The organism is Microbacterium profundi (assembly GCF_000763375.1).
Taxonomy (GTDB): Bacteria; Actinomycetota; Actinomycetes; order Actinomycetales; family Microbacteriaceae; genus Microbacterium; species Microbacterium profundi.
Window position 1 is genome coordinate 2,106,976 of sequence record NZ_JPSY01000001.1, and the last position, 16,463, is coordinate 2,123,438.

Genomic DNA, 16,463 nt, shown 5'->3' on the forward strand with positions numbered 1-16,463 from the left:
ACCAGTCATAGCTCCCGAACTTGCCGGGCCATGCCCAGAAGATCACCGCGGAGTCTTCGAACTTCACCTCGATGCCGCTCTCGGCGAACCAGCTCCAAGTTGCAGGGCCCGAATACAGACCCCCTGTGTCGTCCCAGCAGATTCCCGAGTCGGTTCTCTCCCATTGGCCCTCCGGCATGTTCGCCAACTGGGCGTTGCCGCCGGAAGAGATCGTCAAAGACATTCTTGGCTCAGGCTCGATGGCAACCTCGTCGATTCGGCCACCGTCCCACGCCGCCGAGGGTTGTGGCCTGGATTCGGGCTCGCGCGCACCGCAGGCCACTAGTCCGATAGCCAGAAGCAGGGCGGCCGAGACAAGCGCGGCAGATCGTCGGAGCATCGCACCTTTTCTGTTCGCGGGCAGTGAGAACACCTTAAGGTGCCGATGCTGAACACACCAGAATGATCGTTTACGGCAGGACCGTGCCGAGTATCCCCGCCTCGTGTTGCGATACCCCTGAGCACCGACTTCCGGACTCGGTAGTCGAACTGCGAGACTGGCGACGTGGCGGGAATACACCATGTGGAGATCTGGATTGTCGATGCCCCCGCGCTCGCTGAATGGGGCTGGTTGCTTCGCGAGCTGAAATTTGCGCGGGAGAGCGAGTGGGAGGACGGTGAGTCCTGGGCGGCAGGTGGCGCTTACGTCACGTTGACGACGTCACCGAACCTGAGCGGGCCAACGCATGACCGGCGGGCTCCGGGCATGAATCATCTCGCGTTCAAGGCCGGCACGGCCGCCGTCGTGGATGCGATCATGGCAACCGCCACGTCACATGGGTGGCAGCCGTTGTATCACGATCGATATCCGCACGCGGGTGGAACAGATCACTATGCAGGCTGGCTTGAGAACTCCGCGGGGTTCAAAGCAGAGGTCGTCGCGGACGAGTTCTAACTGTCGCCGAGAACCTCTGCACTGCTTCTTGAAGGCAGGTGTTGTTGCAGCCCCGGAGCCGGGGCCGCAACAAGCGGCTTGTACGTTGTCTATCGGCGGCGTGCGGTGTCCTGTTGCTGCAGCCAGCTCAGGATCGCATGGTTGAGTTCGGCCGGCTTTTCCTGCTGGATCCAATGCCCACACTCGAGAGTGACGACGTCGGCGTTGGGCACAAAGTCTGCAAGCGTCTCAGATTTCCGAATCATGTCTCGGTCACCGTAGATCATGAGGGTCGGCTGATGGACGATCGGGTCCACGTCGGCCAGCAAGTGCCAGTTGCGGTCGAGGTTTCTGTACCAGTTCACACCGCCGGTGAATCCGGAGGCTTCGAACGCGGAGACCAGAACGGCGAGTTCGTCGTCGCTCATCACCGGGTCACCGAGTGGCGTTTCAGCTCGAGCGAGATCGATGAACGCCATACCGGGCTGGGGCTGGCGAGGAGGCTCGTTCTTCCGGTACAGGTTGCGAAGGAACTGGTAGGTGTACTCATCGAAGACGGCGTCGGCGACGCCAGGCTGACGGTTGAAGTGGACGAAGTAGAAGTCGCCGCCGAGCACTGCTTCCATGAGCTCGATCCACGGCGTCTCCCCGCGTTCCTGGTAGGGCAGGCTCAAGTTGATGACCTTGTCCACACGGTCGGGATGCAACAGGGCCAGACCCCAGACGACGTTCGCGCCCCAGTCGTGACCGACGAAGGTGGCGTTGCTGTATCCGTAGTGATCGAGAAGCGCGGCGAGGTCACCTGACAGGTGCTCGATATCGTAGGCCGTCACATCGTCCGGCCGCGAAGAGTTGCCGTAGCCGCGTTGGTTCGGGACGATGACGTGGTACCCCGCGGCGACGAGGGCCGACACCTGATGGCGCCATACCGAGGCATGCCCCGGCCACCCGTGGCACAGCACAATGGGGTTTCCGGCGTTGTCTCGTCCTGCCTCGAACACTTCGAGTTCGATGCCGTTTACGGGGATGAGGGTGGGGTCGGGGAAGGCGGACAGGTTCACGGATACTCCTATGAGTTGGGTGCCAGATCGCGTTGCGGATCGGCTGCGCTCAGAACGTACGAGGCATTCTGGACACCGGACGTCCTAGATCCTCGGCAAGCTGAGATCATGCGAACGGATTCCACGGGCAGGGCCTTGCAACTGCTGTCCCTTCTGCAGACCCATCGCTTCTGGCCCTGTGCAGAACTCGCGGCTCGGCTCGGGGTGACCGAACGAACGGTGCGAAGAGACCTCGACCGCCTTCGCGAGCTCGGCTACCCGATCGATTCCATCTCGGGAAGGTACGGCGGCTACCGGCTCGCGACCGGAGCGCACGTGCCGCCTCTAATACTCGACGACGAGGAGGCCGTCGCGGTAGCGATCGGATTGCGTTACGGCGCGGAGGCCGCCGTCAGCGGGATCGAGGAGACGTCGCTCCGCGCGCTGGCAAAGATCGAAGCCCTGCTGCCCCACAGACTCCGTCGACGCGTATCCGCGCTGCACTCGAGCGTCGCATCACTGCGGCGAACAGCGAATGACGCGGTCATCCATCCTGAGTCGCTGAGCGTGTTCGCCGCCGCTTGCCGTGACCATGAGCTCGTGCGATTCGAGTACCGACAAAGCCAGGGCGAGAGCAGTAGGCGGTATGTCGAGCCGCATCAGCTCGTCACAGCCGGGCGTCGATGGTATCTCGTGGCATGGGACGGAGACCGTCGCGATTGGAGAACATTCCGACTCGACCGGATCCACGAGCCGCGACCGGTCGGCAGTCATTTCACGCCTCGCACGATTCCCGGTGGAGACGCGGCCGATTTTGTCGCGAGCTCGATCGGCCGCTCTGCCCGCGATCGCAATGCGACGCTCGCCATTCACAAACCGTTCGCAGAGATTGAGGGCGTCCTTCGGTGGACTGACCACACTCTGAGGGAGGAGCACGCAGAACACTGCGTCGTCCAGATCTGCAGCGAAGATCTCGGACGACTCGCGATGACGGTCGCCGAGATAGCGCTCACCGCTCCCGTGTCTGTCGTCGAGCCGCCCGAACTCGCGCGCGCCATCGAGCGGCTCGCCACTCACCTCACAGACCGCGAGCGCCTCGCATGATTGCTACGGAAGCCGCCCGGCCGCGGACCAGGTAGAGGGTTGGGCGTCATCCTCAGGCTAGGAGGCGACGTCGAGCCGAAGCGGTGTCAGGCCGATGAAAGGGCGAACCCGTGTGGCGACAGTTTCCGTACCGTTCTTCTTGCCCCTGTACGATGTGCGCCGCATGCAGTACGCCGTCATCCCGCGGCGGACATGCGGAATGAGGGAGTGAAGATGGCGAAGATCACCAAGGCCGTGAAGTCGGCGAACGCTGCATTGGATGCCGCGGCTGAGGCTGCGAAGGACGCCAAGCGGCTGAGCAAGACGCTCCCGAAGAAGGACGCGAAGAAGCTCCGCGCCCTCGCAGACGACGCCAAGGACGTCTCGAAGGCGAAGAAGAAGAAGGTCGAACGCAGCCCGCGCAAGGTCGAGAAGAAGGCGGTCGCCGCGATCGATCGCATCGAGAAGACCGCCGACAAGATCGAGAGCAAGCTGGCAGCGAAGGCCGAGGCCGCTAAGAAGCTGCAAGCCGAGGCTGCGAAGAAGGCGGCGAAGGCAAAGAAGGCCGAAAAAACGGAGAAGGCCGAGACGGTCGTGAAGCCCGTTTCCAAGCCCGCTGCGGAGAAGCCTGCGACTAAGCCGGCCGCGACAAAGCCTGCTGCGTCAAAGCCCGCTGCGGCAAAGCCTGCCGCTTCGAAGCCCGCTGCGACCAAGCCTGCCGCGGCGAAGCCTGCGACCAAGCCGGCCGCGACAAAGCCCGCTGCTGCAACCAAGCCCGCCGCCAAGCCTGCTGCGGCGCGCACCGCGGCACCGAAGGCCACTGCACCCGCAGCATCCGATCTGTCGACGCTCACCGTCGTGCAGCTGCGCGCACGCGCCGCCGCCGAGGGCCGCACCGGATTCTCCCGGCTCAACAAGGCGCAGCTGATCACCCTTCTGTCGGCTTGAACCCGCCGATGCAGGAGTATCTCGACCACTCCGGCGACGCGACCGCCTCGCGTACGTTGATCGACATCCTCCGAGCATCCGCCGAGCAGCATCCGCAGGCATCGGCACTGGAAGACGCCGACGGCGCCCTGAGCTACGCCGAATTGCTGGCGCTCGTCTGGCAGACCGCCGCACGCCTTCGCGAGAACGGCGTGGACAAGGGCGACCGGGTCGGCGTGCGAATGCCGTCTGGCGACCGCGAGCTCTACATCGCGATCCTCGGGATCATGGCCGCCGGTGCCGCCTACGTGCCCGTCGACGCCGACGACCCTCAGGAGCGGGCGGACCTCGTCTTCGGAGAGGCCGGCGTCGCCGGCGTGATCACCGGAGCAGGAGTCTACGAACCGCGGGCGTCCGCGGCATCTGAGACGACGAGAGCTCTCTTCGACGGCGACGCGCCTCACCCGAGCTCGAGCGCGATCAGCACCGCGCCCATGCCCACGGTCGACGACGACGCCTGGATCATCTTCACGTCCGGCTCGACCGGTGTGCCCAAGGGCGTCGCCGTCACGCATCGCTCCGCGGCGGCCTTCGTCGACGCAGAGGCGCGCCTCTTCCTGCAGGATGCACCGCTCGGTCCGGGTGACCGGGTGCTCGCGGGCCTCTCCGTCGCGTTCGACGCGTCGTGCGAGGAGATGTGGCTCGCGTGGCGCTACGGTGCCTGTCTCGTCCCCGCGCCCCGCGCGCTCGTCCGTTCGGGAGAAGACCTCGGGCCTTGGCTCCTCGGCCACGGGATCACCGTGGTCTCCACTGTTCCGACGCTGGCCGCACTGTGGCCTCAGGACGCCATCGAGAACGTCCGCCTCCTGATCTTCGGGGGAGAGGCCTGCCCGCCCGAACTCGTCGCTCGCCTCGTCTCCGAGGGCCGCGAGGTGTGGAACACCTATGGTCCGACCGAGGCGACGGTCGTGGCATGCGCTGCACTGCTCGACGGCGAAGGTCCCGTGCGCATCGGACTGCCGCTGGACGGATGGAGCCTCGCCGTCGTGGATGCGGACGGCAACCGCGTCGCAGACGGCGAGGTCGGCGAGCTGATCATCGGAGGTGTCGGTCTCGCCCGATACCTCGACCCCGCCAAGGACGCCGAGAAGTACGCGCCTATGCCGTCGCTCGGCTGGGAGCGCGCCTATCGGTCGGGCGACCTCGTGCGCGCCGATCCCGCAGGTCTGCTGTTCCAGGGCCGTGCCGACGACCAGGTGAAGGTCGGCGGACGCCGCATCGAACTCGGCGAGGTCGAATCGGCTCTGCAGGCGCTGTCTGCCGTCTCCGCCGCCACCGTGGTCGTGCAGCGCTCGGAAGGCGGCGTGCCGCTGCTCGTCGGCTACGTCGTCCCCGCCGAGGGCTTCGACCGTCAGACCGCCCGCGCCGAGCTCGCCGAGACGCTGCCGGCGCCGCTGATCCCGCTGCTCGCAGTGATGGATGACCTCCCGGTGCGCACGTCAGGCAAGGTCGACAAGGCCGCGCTGCCCTGGCCGCTCGAAGACACAACCGGCTCGGACTCCTCGCTGTCGGGCACCGCGGCGTGGCTCGCCGAGCAGTGGCTGGCCGTGCTCGGCATCCGGCCCGCCGACGAGAAGGCCGATTTCTTCCAGCTCGGCGGCGGATCACTCGCGGCCGCGCAGCTCGTCTCCCGCATCCGTGTCCGCGCACCCGAGTTCACCATGGCTGACGTCTACGATCTGCCGAAGCTCCGGCAGATGGCGGATGCCGTCGAAGAGGAGGCCTCCGACGAGGACGAGGTCGCCGCGACCTTCAGCACGGCGCATCCCACGCCGAGGATCATGCAGTGGGTGCAGAGCGTCGCGGGTGTGCCGCTGTTCATCCTCACCGGCATCCGCTGGACGCTGTGGCTGCTCACCGGCAGCTGGCTCCTGCAGCTCGTGCCGGGATTCGAGTTCCTGCCGGACGCCCCATGGTGGGTCATCGTCTTCGGTCTGCTGATCTTCGTGATCCCGTTCGGACGGATGGCGGTGTCGGCGGGCCTGTCCAGACTGCTGCTCGCGGGAGTGCGACCGGGCGACTACCCGCGTGGTGGAGGGGTGCATCTGCGCCTCTGGCTGGCCGAGCAGATCGCCCACCAGATCGATCCGGTGGGCCTTGCCGGAGCGCCGTGGGTCACCTACTACGCACGCGCTCTCGGTGCCAAGATCGGACCGAACGTCGATCTGCACGCGCTGCCGCCGGTGACGGGCATGCTCGTCGTCGCCGAGGGCGCGGCGATCGAGCCCGAGGTCGATCTCTCCGGGTACTGGATCGACGGCGACACCGTGCGCATCGGCGGCATCCGCATCGGTGCCGGTGCCACGATCGGCGCGCGGAGCACCCTTGCCCCCGGTACGAAGATCGGCCGCGATGCCGAGATCGCCCCTGGTTCGGCGGTGTTCGGCCGCGTCAGGGCCGGCCAGCGATGGGCGGGCTCTCCCGCGGTGCGCGTGGGGGGAACATCCAGCCCGCTGGCGCCGGAGCGTCCGCTCGCTCCGCGCAGATGGCTCTGGGTCTACGGCCTTTCCTCCGCGGGACTCGCCCTGCTTCCCTTCATCGCCTACGGCGTCGGCGTGCTCGTGATCGCACAGGCGATCCGGGGATCCGAATCCCTTCTCGCCGCCCTCCCTGTCGTCGCCGCATGGCTGGTTCCTGCGACGCTCGCAGCCGGTCTCACTCTTGCCGCGCTGGTGGTGCTGCTCACCCGGCTGCTGTCGATCGGTCTGAACGAGGGCATCCACGCCGTCCGCAGCCGCGTCGCATGGCAGGCCTGGTCGACCGAGAGGCTCCTCGACTCCGCCCGCACGATCCTGTTCCCGATCTACTCGAGCCTGTTCACGCCGATCTGGCTGAGGATGCTGGGCGCCAAGGTCGGCCGCGAGGTCGAGGCGTCCACGGTGCTGCTGATCCCGTCCATGACGACCATCGACGACGGCGCGTTCCTCGCCGACGACACGATGGTCGCGGCTTACGAGCTCAAGGGCGGATGGATGCGCATCGATCGTGCGCGCATCGGCAAGCGCGCCTTCCTGGGCAACTCCGGCATGGCCGGTCCCGGTCACCGGGTGCCGCGCGACGGTCTGGTCGCGGTGCTCTCGGTGGCGCCCGAGAAATCCAAGCCGGGATCATCGTGGCTCGGGTCGCCGGCGATGAGGCTGCGCCGCGTGGTCAACGACGCCGACCTCGAGCGCACGTACCGGCCGCGCGGCGCACTTCGCGTCGCCCGCGCCCTGTGGGAGCTGTGCCGCATCGTTCCCGTGGTCGTCAGCTGCGCTCTCGGCGTCGCCGTCCTGTTCGCGCTCGCCGCGATGATCGGGACATGGGGGCTGGTGGCGACCGTGGTGCTCTCCGGCGCCGCCATCATGCTCGCGGGCCTGCTCGCGGCGTTGATCAGCACGATCGCGAAGTGGGTCATCGTCGGGCGCATCCGTCCCGGCGAGCACCCGCTCTGGTCGAGTTTCGTCTGGCGCACCGAGGTCTCCGACACCTTCACGGAAATGCTCGCCGCACCCTGGTTCGCGAATGCGGCAGCGGGCACGCCGATCCTCGCGATGTGGCTGCGTTCACTCGGTGCCAAGGTCGGCCGCGGCGTCTGGACCGACAGCTACTGGCTTCCGGAGCCCGACCTCGTCACACTCGGCGACGGGGCGACCGTGAACCGGGGATGTGTGGTTCAGACGCATCTGTTCCATGATCGAGTGATGAGCACCGACACAGTGACACTCGAAGCGGGTGCGACCCTCGGACCGCACAGCGTGATCCTGCCGGCCGCCTCGATCGGCGCCGACGCGACCGTCGGACCCGCGTCCCTGGTGATGCGCGGTGAGACGGTTCCGGTCGGCAGCCGCTGGAGCGGGAACCCGATCGGACCGTGGCGAGCGGTCAAGGTCCGCGCGTACCAGGCTGCCGACCTGTGAGCGGCGACCCGTACGTCGCGCAGAGCGGCGACGCGAACATCAGCGTCGACCACTACGAGCTCGAGCTCGACTACAAGGTGACGACCAACCGCCTCAGCGGCACAGCGGTCGTGCGCGGGCACGTCCGCGCCGCGACCAGCGCGCTGTCCTTCGATCTCGTCGGGTTGCGCGCCTCTCGTGTGCGGCTCGGTTCCGGCAAGTCTGTGCCGTTCCGCCAGAGCGATCGGAAGCTCCGGGTCTCCCTCGGCACTCCGCTCGCCGCCGGAGACGCATTCGCGGTGACCATCGCCTATGCGGGTGCTCCGCGACCGCGCCGGTCCCGGTGGGGGACGATCGGCTGGGAAGAGCTGGAGGACGGCGTGATCATCGCCTCGCAGCCGACGGGGGCGCCGACCTGGTTCCCGTGCAACGATCTCCCGTCCGACAAGGCGACCTACCGGCTGACGTTCACCACCGATTCCGCGTACACGGTGGTTGCGGGCGGTACCACCTCGCGCTCGACCCGCGGCGGCAGGACGACGTGGATCTTCGATCGCGACATCCCCACGGCCACATATCTGGCGACCGTGCAGATCGGCCGATACGTCGCCACGCCGCTCGAATTCGCGGGTGTCGTGGGGGAACTCCATTACCCGCGGGCGCTGGAGAGCCGGGTCCTGGCGGATTTCGCCGACCTGCCGGAGATGATGAGGGTGTTCGAGGAGACGTTCGGCGGCTATCCGCTCCCCGACTACCGTGTCGTCGTCACCGAGGACGAACTGGAGATCCCGCTCGAAGCACAGGGTGTCGGCATCTTCGGGGCGAACCACGCCGACGGCGAAGGCGGTTCGGAGCGACTGGTCGCCCACGAGCTCGCGCACCAGTGGTTCGGCAACAGCGTCGGCCTCGCGCAGTGGCGCGACATCTGGCTGAACGAGGGGTTCGCCTGCTACGCGGAGTGGATCTGGTCCGAGCGTTCCGGCGGTGCCAGCACGCACGACGAGGCCGTGGCGCATCACCGGCGCCTCGCGAGCCTCGACCAGGACATCATCCTCGGCGAGCCCGGTCCCGATCTGATGTTCGACGACCGGATCTACAAGCGCGGCGCGCTCACCCTCCACGCCGTGCGGCTGACCGTCGGAGACGAGTCGTTCTTCCGGTTGCTGCGCACGTGGGCCGAGCGCTTCCGCTGGACGACCGCGACGACGGGCGACTTCATCGCGCTTGCGGAGGAGATCACCGGGGCGCCGCTCGCGGAGCTGTTCCATGCGTGGTTGGATGCCGCACCGCTTCCGGCGCTGCCTCGCTCGCAGCAGCGACGACCGCGACGCTGACGATGTGATCCGGAGGGCCCGGCGCAGGAGCGACCTCCATGCGCTCGAGCCGACCGGGAACGTGGACGACCCGACCGCCAGGGAGCATCGGGGAGCGCTCGCCGAATGCGACGTCCGCAGGCGGTACGCGCAGCCCCCGCCCATCTGCCTTGACGGCGGCCTCGATCTCGGTCCACTCGCGCAGCCCTGGCGGCTCGTGCGGTGCGAACAGGTGCGTGAGTTCGCGCATCGGCGAGTCGACATCCGACGTGCGGCGCTCGATGTCGATGCCGACGGCCGATGCCGCATCCAGACCCACGGCGGCGGCGACGACCATGTCGCCGGCGTAGCTGAGGCTCACGGCGAACGGCGCTCCCTCGATGCGGGGGCGGCCATGGTCGCCTCCGCATCGGTCGCACACGCTCTCGATTCGAACGGCCCCGGCCGACGGCCCGTGCACGAGCGCGGAGAGGAGTCGTCGTCCGGTGGCGAATCGGCGCGCCCGCACGGCATCCATGCTGTCGTGGCGGATCCTCTGCGACGGCCCCAGCACACGCACGGCGCCGAGAAGGTCGGCGTCGTCCACCGCGGAGGTCCAGGCGATCCGCACCGGACCCAGAGCGGTCTCCTCGATCTTCACGCCTTCAGCGTAGGCCGCCCCGAGCGCCCCGAGTCAGGAATCCACCAGCGGTTAACCCGCCTAGACTGGACCTGTGGCGAGACTATTGATCGTCGGGGGTTTTCTGGCCCTCGTCTTCTGGGTGTTCAGCATCGTCGATTGCGCAGTGCAGCCGGCGACGCGGCACCGTGGCGCGTCGAAGGCCGCCTGGATCGCCATCGTGGTGCTCATCCCCGTGCTCGGCGGAATCCTCTGGTTCGCCCTCGGGCGTCGGCGCCGCCGCGACCAGGAGAGCATTCACCAGACCGCGCCGGACGATGACCCGGAGTTCCTGCGCAGCCTCGGCAAGACAGAGCAGGACGAGCGCATCCGCCGCCTCGAAGAGGAACTCGCCCGCCTGGACGACGAGACAGACCCTCCGGCGGCTGAGCCGCGATCGTGACGGCGTCGCCGGCGTCGGATGCCGCGGCATCCCTTCTGGCTGAACTCATCGCGCACGGGGTGCGAGACATCGTCATCTCGCCAGGGTCGCGTTCCCAGGCGCTCGCTCTCGCCGCCACCCGCCTGGCCGGTCAGGGCGCGGTGCGCGTGCATGTGCGCATCGATGAGCGGGTCGCCGGATTCACCGCGCTGGGTCTCTCTCGCGAGACGCGGGTTCCGGCCGCGGTCATCTGCACGTCGGGAACGGCGACGGCGAACCTGCTTCCCGCCGCCATGGAGGCCTTCCACTCCGGCGTGCCGCTGCTGCTGCTCACCGCGGACCGCCCTCCGGAACTGCGCGGCGTCGGCGCGAATCAGGCGACGATCCAGCCGGGACTGTTCGACCCGTTCGTGAGACTCTCACTCGATGCCCCTGTACCCGGCGACGGCACGTGGGACGGCCTCGCCGAGCGCGCGGTCATCGCGGCGATGGGAGCGGATGCCGTCCCCACGGCCCTGCCGGGAGTCGCCGGTCCCGTGCACCTGAACCTCCCGTCGCGTGAGCCGCTGTCCGCCGCAGCGGTGGGGGAAGCCGCGGTCGCTCCCGGTCCGGCTCCGACGGCGACGCCGGGGGAGCCGTTCGTTCTCACCCGCGGCCTCCGCACCGTCGTGATCGCGGGCGCGGATGCCGGAGCTGAGGCCGAGGAGATCGCCCACGCCGGCACGTGGCCGCTGATCGCCGAGATCGTCAGCGGAGCGCGATACGGCCGCTACATCGTGCACGGCTACCGCGAGATGCTCCGCGACGACGTCCTCGGCGGTCGGATCCAGCGCGCCGTGGTGCTCGGCCATCCCACCCTCAGCCGCGAGGTCACCGCGCTGCTGCGCCGCGACGACGTCCAGGTCGTCGCAGTGCGCTCGGGCGGCGAGGCGCTCGATCTCAACGGACGAACGGTGTCCGCGGCATCCGTCTCCGTCGCCCCCGGCGAGGCTGATCGTTCCTGGATGGGGGCGTGGATGGAGGCATCCGCGGCATCCGTCGTCGACCTCAGCGAAGCCGCGCCGGATCAGGAGGGACTCGCATCGACCGACTTCGCCGAACGCCGAAACGCGGTGCGCGCCGAACTCGAGGCGGTGCGGCGTCCACTCGATCGCGAACTGCTCGTCGACGCCGTGTGGCGCGCGACGTGGCCGCACGATCGCCTGATGTTCGGATCCTCGCGGTTGGTGCGCGTCGCAGACGCGGTGCTCGGCGGTAAGAAGGTGCCGGTGCACGCCAATCGCGGCCTGGCCGGCATCGACGGCACGATCTCCACCGCCATGGGAATCGCTCTGGCCAGTCAAGCCGAAGGCGCAGCCGGTGTGACGAGGGTGCTGCTGGGTGACCTTGCATTCCTGCACGACGTCGGTGCGCTGCTCATGCCGCCCGACGAGACGGGGCTGCGCATCCAGGTCATCGTCGGCAACGACGGCGGTGGCACGATCTTCGATGCGCTCGAGGTCGCGTCATCCGCACCGCGCGAAGACCTCGACCGCGCCTTCTACACTCCGCACACCGTGCAGCTTGAGCAGCTCGCGCTCGCATACGGCTGGACCTATCAGCGGATCACGACGCGCGCCGCGCTCAACCAGGCACTCACGGCACCCGTCGGGGGCCGACAGCTCATCGAGGTGCCGCTGCCGCGCTGATCAGGGCAAGATGTACGCATGAGCACACGAGGCTGGTCAGGCGACGCATCCGAGATCCTGCGAGTGGGCGAAGGATTCCGCCTGGCAGACGTCGACCCTGACAGCCATCCCGGCTATGACGGCGACAAGAAGAGCGGCACGGCAGACCTCGCCGCCGGCATCGAGTCGCTGGGAGAGCTGCAGGAACGGCTGTACGCGGAGAGCCGCGCGGGCACCACGACCGACTCGGTGCTGCTGGTGCTGCAGGCGATGGACTCCGCAGGCAAGGGCGGGATCGTCAGGCACGTGGTCGGCGGCGTCGATCCGCAGGGGATCGCGCTCACGGCGTTCAAGGCGCCGACCGACGAAGAGCTGTCGCACGACTTCCTGTGGCGCGTCGAGCAGCGTCTGCCGGAGCCGGGCTTCATCGGGGTCTTCGACCGGTCGCACTACGAGGACGTGCTGATCGGAAAGGTGCGCGAGCTCGCATCAGCGGACGAGATCGAACGCCGATTCGGTGCGATCAATGATTTCGAGTCCAGGGTCGCGGCATCCGGTACCCGCATCGTCAAGGTGATGCTGCACATCTCGTCGGAGGAGCAGAAGGAGCGCCTGATGGAGCGCCTCGAGCGCCCGGACAAATACTGGAAGTACAACCCGGGCGACGTCGACGAGCGCCTCCGCTGGCCCGACTACATGGCGGCCTATCAGACGGTGTTCGATCGCACGTCGACCGAGGTCGCTCCGTGGCACGTCGTGCCGGCGAACAGCAAGTGGTATGCCCGGTTGGCTGTGCAGGAACTGCTGCTGGCCGCGCTGGAGGACATCGACCCGCAATGGCCGACCGCCGACTTCGACATCGAGGCGGAGAAGAAGCGCCTCGCGGCAAGCTGACCTCGTGCGGGACGAAGCCTCGCGGCAAGCTGACCTCGTGCGGGTCGTTGAGCGAGCGCAGCGAGACGAAACGGGTTGAGCGAGCGCAGCGAGACGAAGCCTCACGGCAAGCTGACTCAGGCCAGGGCGTCGACCAAGGGCCGGAACTTCACCCTGGTCTCGAGCAGCTCCGTCTCGGGGTCGCTCGCGGCCACGATGCCCGCACCAGCGTAGGCCGTGACGCCGAGAGTCTCGCCCTCGTCCGTACCGCGCAGGGATCCGACTTCGAACTGCGCGCAGCGCAGCGCGATCGCCCACTCGCCGTTGCCGTTGCCGTCGACCCAGCCCACAGGGCCCGCGTAGCGACCGCGGTCGAAGGGCTCGAGTTCGCGGATCGCGGCGATCGCAGCCTTCGTCGGGGTGCCGGCGACAGCGGCTGTCGGGTGCAGCGCCCCGACCAGGTCGAGTGCGGATGCGCCGTCGGACAGCTCGCCCTCCACATCGGTGGCGAGATGGAAGAGGTTCGGCAGCTTCAGCAGGAACGGCTGCTCGCTCGACGCCAGCGCCCTCGTGTGCGGGCGCAGCGAGACCAGCACGCTCTGCACCGCGTACTCGTGCTCGTCGATGTCTTTCACGCTGGACGACAGCGATGCGGACACGGCATTGTCCTCGTCGGCATCCGCTCCACGGCCGATCGTCCCGGCCAAGACGCGCGCGGTCACCGTGCCACCTTGCACGGTGACGAGAGTCTCGGGGCTCGCGCCGATCAGACCGTCGACGGCGAACGTCCACGTGTCGGGGTACCCCGCCGACAGCTCTCTCACGAGCCGGCGCAGGTCGCTGCCGCCTGGCACCGTCCCCGCGAGATCGCGCGCGAGCACGACCTTGCTGATCTCGCCAGCGCCGATCAGGCCGAGCGCGGCGCGGATGGACGCCTGATAGCCGTTCGGAGTCTGCTGCCCGGGGCCGAGAGTGCCCGCCCAGTGCGGTCCGTAGGGACGACGCTCGAGCGTGGCATCCGGCCGATCCTGCGGCAGATCGTCGCCCGCGGGCGCGATGCGCGTGATCCATCCTCGGCCCTTGCGCTTGCCGAGGATGACGGAGGGGACGATGAGGACGCTTTCGGAGGCGGAGTCCTCATCGAAGGTCAGCGCACCGAAGCCGACCAGCCCGGTACCGGGGAGGCTCATCGGGTCGTCGATCTCCGCCGCGGCAGCCAGATCGCGCCAGGCGTCGGCCATCATCGCCGAACGCATGGATGCCGTTCCCGCCGGGATGCGGATGAAGGTCGGCATCGCGTCGCCGGCGGCGACGATGCCGTCGCCGCGACGGAGCCAGGCCAGGGGAGCAGAGGGGTGGGCATACGCCAGAAGGTCTTCCACCGGATCGATCTCACGGGTCTGCACGACCAGGCTTCTGCTCACCGTTCCAGAATAGTTGTCCGATCCGGTGCATAGAGTGAACGCATGAGAAGCCCTATGTCAAGCCGCCTCGGTTTTCGGGTCGAGGTAGGCCTGAAGTGCGCGGTGTTTGGTGGGGTCGTAGGGGACGTTGTCTTGCCAGCAGTGCCAGATGATGGTGAGCCATGCGCGGGCCAGTATGCGGACGGCGTGGGGGTGGTCGTGGCCTCGGTCACGGGCTCGTTGGTAGAGGTGCGCGGCCCAGGGGTTGGCTTTGACGCTGTCGGCGGCGAAGTCGGTGACGGCGTCTCTGAGTTGTTTGTCGCAGGACCAGCGGAAGCCGACAACGCGGATCTTCCCGGATTGTCGGGTGGATGGTGCGGCACCGGCGAGGCAGATCAACGACTCCGGGGTGGGGAACCGGGACCGGCAGTCGCCGATCTCGGCGAGCAGGCGGGCGGCGCGAATGCGCCCGGCTCGGGGCAGGCTGGTGAAGATGTGTGCGTCGGTGTGGATGCTCAGTTGCCTGTCGATGTGCTTTTCCAGGGTGCGGGTCTGGTCTTGCAGGGTTCGCAAGACCTTGACGTAGCTGGCGGTGATAGCGGCCAGAGCGGTGGCGAACTCGCCGATGGGGCCACGCGGTGCGGTAAGGGTCTTCGCGTGCAGCACGGTGGGATTGGTGCGTCCGGAGTATCCCTGCTTACGCAGCCAGGAACCGAGCCTGGTGGGGGTGAGCCAGTCGAGCTTGTCCTGGGAGTCGAAACGTTCCAGGAACGCCAGAGCGATGTTCGAGTCGATGTCTTTGAACAAGCCGACGGCGGCGGGCAGGGCGTTGCGCAGGTGCGCGCGCAGCTGGTTGCCGACCGCGATGCGGTGGGCGACGAGGTCCTTGCGGGCACGGCAGGCCCGACGCAACGCGGTCGTGTCGTCGCGGTCGGGAATCAGCGGGCGCAGTCGGGCCCGATCGGTGCGGAGTGTGTCGGCGAGCACGTAAGCGTCGAACCGGTCGTCCTTGTTGCCGGCGGATCCGTAGCGGCGGCGGAGGTTTTTGACTTGGTTCGGGCTGACTACGACCACGGTGATGCCCGCGTCCAACAGCGCGTCGATGACGGGCCCGTCGGGGCGTTCGATTGCTACCTCGGCGGCGTTGTTGCGGGCCAGGAAGGCCAGCAGGCTATGCAGTCCGTCTGTGGTGTGTTCGATCATGCATCGGTCGAGCTCTCGGCCACGGTGATCGACGATGCTAACGGCGTGATCGTCGCGGGCCCAGTCCAGACCCGCGGTGACGTCGCCGGGCGGGTCGTCGGGCAGGGACAGGGTTTGTTCATTGTCGGGTGTGTTGGCAGACTTCATGTCAGCCTCCTTGCTGCTAAGCCCAGTGGGGAGGCGCCCTCGTCTCACGGTGCCATGGGAGCCGGGACGTGTCTGCCGGTTCGCTCACTGATCGGCGCTCGCTCCCGGTCATCCCGGGTTTGGCGCTCAGCCCTATCGACGGTCCACACGTCCCGGGCAGCCACCAGACCTCGCAGATCTCATGCTGGACATCAACAGTGTCGAGCGAGCCGGGCGATGGCCCGGCGGCACCCGGGGTGCATCAGCGCCCTATCGGAGAACGCTGACACAAGAAAGGTAGTCCAGTGAGCGCGCGACCCGAACCCGGTGCCGAGATGATCTTCCAATGGCGCAAGTGGGACGGTCAGACGCACTGGCGGCACGAGTGCGTGTATCTGGGAGCAGATGATCGGGGTGACTGGATCGGCCAGCCGATCGGATGGCACAGCATCCGCCCCGGTGCGCAGTTCCATGCCGAAGCGCCGAACGTCACCCTCGTCCCGGCATCGGGCGACTTCGCTCTCACCGTGAACCGCGACCACCCCTTCGGCATGCGCGTCTACATCGACCTGGGCTGGGACATCCACTGGTCGAACGATCCGCTGCTCGCCACCGGCATAGACATGGATCTCGATGTCATCCGCCTCGAGCGGGATCGGGACCCTGCCGAAGGTCCGAGCGGCACATGGGTCGACGACCGGGACGAATGGGCCGAGCACAGCATCCGATACGGCTATCCGGCCGACGTCATGGCGCACCTCGAAGAACTCACCCTCGACCTCGAGGCGCGGGTGCGGGCACAGGTCGCCCCATTCGACGACGCGACTGCCGACGTATGGCTCGACCGCCTGGAAGCACTGCACCTCGACCGACCTAGACTGGACAAGTGACTCAGTCCAAGCGCGCCGACCTCGGCAAGGATCCCCAGCGCGTCAGC

The 16,463-nt window shown here is 67.8% G+C and carries 13 protein-coding genes; 9 read left to right on the top strand and 4 right to left on the bottom strand.

Translation table 11 applies throughout. The features are described from left to right. Window positions 1-544: 544 nt before the first annotated feature. Window positions 545-934: a VOC family protein gene (locus JF52_RS0110050; protein WP_033106022.1), complete on the top strand. Its 390-nt coding sequence runs from the start codon at window positions 545-547 to the stop codon at window positions 932-934. Window positions 935-1,023: 89 nt separating this feature from the next. On the opposite strand, the gene JF52_RS0110055 is transcribed toward JF52_RS0110050, so the two are convergent. Next, entirely contained in the window at window positions 1,024-1,974 is a 951-nt protein-coding gene (locus tag JF52_RS0110055) for an alpha/beta fold hydrolase (protein WP_052166876.1), read from the bottom strand. A 108-nt stretch (window positions 1,975-2,082) separates the two neighbouring features. On the opposite strand from JF52_RS0110055, the gene JF52_RS0110060 reads away from it, so the two are divergent. The 4 genes from JF52_RS0110060 (at window position 2,083) to JF52_RS0110075 (ending at window position 9,235) form a co-directional block, all read left to right on the top strand. Further along, entirely contained in the window at window positions 2,083-3,057 is a 975-nt protein-coding gene (locus tag JF52_RS0110060) for a helix-turn-helix transcriptional regulator (RefSeq protein ID WP_033106024.1), read from the top strand. 213 nt (window positions 3,058-3,270) lie between these two features. Continuing rightward, window positions 3,271-3,984 (top strand): hypothetical protein, encoded by a 714-nt coding sequence (locus tag JF52_RS17625; protein WP_200880985.1) that lies wholly within the window; start codon window positions 3,271-3,273, stop codon window positions 3,982-3,984. Between the two features lie 8 nt (window positions 3,985-3,992). After that, entirely contained in the window at window positions 3,993-7,922 is a 3,930-nt protein-coding gene (locus JF52_RS0110070; protein WP_033106025.1) for a Pls/PosA family non-ribosomal peptide synthetase, read from the top strand. After that, on the top strand, window positions 7,919-9,235 hold the full coding sequence (locus JF52_RS0110075; protein WP_033106026.1) for a M1 family metallopeptidase: 1,317 nt from the start codon (window positions 7,919-7,921) through the stop codon (window positions 9,233-9,235). The genes JF52_RS0110070 and JF52_RS0110075 overlap by 4 nt, the downstream gene beginning before the upstream one ends. On the opposite strand, the gene JF52_RS16545 is transcribed toward JF52_RS0110075, so the two are convergent. Next, entirely contained in the window at window positions 9,138-9,854 is a 717-nt protein-coding gene (locus JF52_RS16545; protein WP_052166878.1) for a 4'-phosphopantetheinyl transferase family protein, read from the bottom strand. The genes JF52_RS0110075 and JF52_RS16545 overlap by 98 nt on opposite strands. 73 nt (window positions 9,855-9,927) lie before the next feature. Here JF52_RS16545 and JF52_RS0110085 point away from each other — a divergent pair, with 73 nt between their 5' ends. The 3 genes from JF52_RS0110085 to JF52_RS0110095 are packed head-to-tail and all read left to right on the top strand — an operon-like array spanning window position 9,928 to window position 12,815. After that, complete coding sequence (locus tag JF52_RS0110085) at window positions 9,928-10,275, top strand: PLD nuclease N-terminal domain-containing protein (RefSeq protein ID WP_033106027.1); 348 nt, start codon at window positions 9,928-9,930, stop codon at window positions 10,273-10,275. Beyond that, the gene (menD, locus tag JF52_RS0110090) at window positions 10,272-11,942 is read left to right on the top strand and encodes a 2-succinyl-5-enolpyruvyl-6-hydroxy-3-cyclohexene-1-carboxylic-acid synthase (RefSeq protein ID WP_033106028.1); all 1,671 of its coding nucleotides are present in this window, start codon (window positions 10,272-10,274) and stop codon (window positions 11,940-11,942) included. Before JF52_RS0110085 ends, menD begins: the two co-directional genes overlap by 4 nt. A gap of 18 nt (window positions 11,943-11,960) precedes the next feature. Beyond that, on the top strand, window positions 11,961-12,815 hold the full coding sequence (locus tag JF52_RS0110095) for a polyphosphate kinase 2 family protein (protein WP_033106029.1): 855 nt from the start codon (window positions 11,961-11,963) through the stop codon (window positions 12,813-12,815). Between the two features lie 116 nt (window positions 12,816-12,931). On the opposite strand, the gene JF52_RS0110100 is transcribed toward JF52_RS0110095, so the two are convergent. Both JF52_RS0110100 and JF52_RS0110105 read right to left on the bottom strand, forming a co-directional pair. Next, on the bottom strand, window positions 12,932-14,218 hold the full coding sequence (locus tag JF52_RS0110100) for an isochorismate synthase (RefSeq protein ID WP_033106030.1): 1,287 nt from the start codon (window positions 14,216-14,218) through the stop codon (window positions 12,932-12,934). 57 nt (window positions 14,219-14,275) lie between these two features. Next, a complete protein-coding gene (locus JF52_RS0110105) occupies window positions 14,276-15,547 on the bottom strand; it encodes an IS110 family RNA-guided transposase (RefSeq protein ID WP_033106031.1) in 1,272 nt (423 codons plus the stop codon). A gap of 284 nt (window positions 15,548-15,831) precedes the next feature. On the opposite strand from JF52_RS0110105, the gene JF52_RS0110110 reads away from it, so the two are divergent. Next, window positions 15,832-16,416, top strand: coding sequence for a hypothetical protein (locus tag JF52_RS0110110; RefSeq protein ID WP_033106032.1), 585 nt, complete (start codon window positions 15,832-15,834; stop codon window positions 16,414-16,416). The last annotated feature ends 47 nt before the right edge of the window (window positions 16,417-16,463 follow it).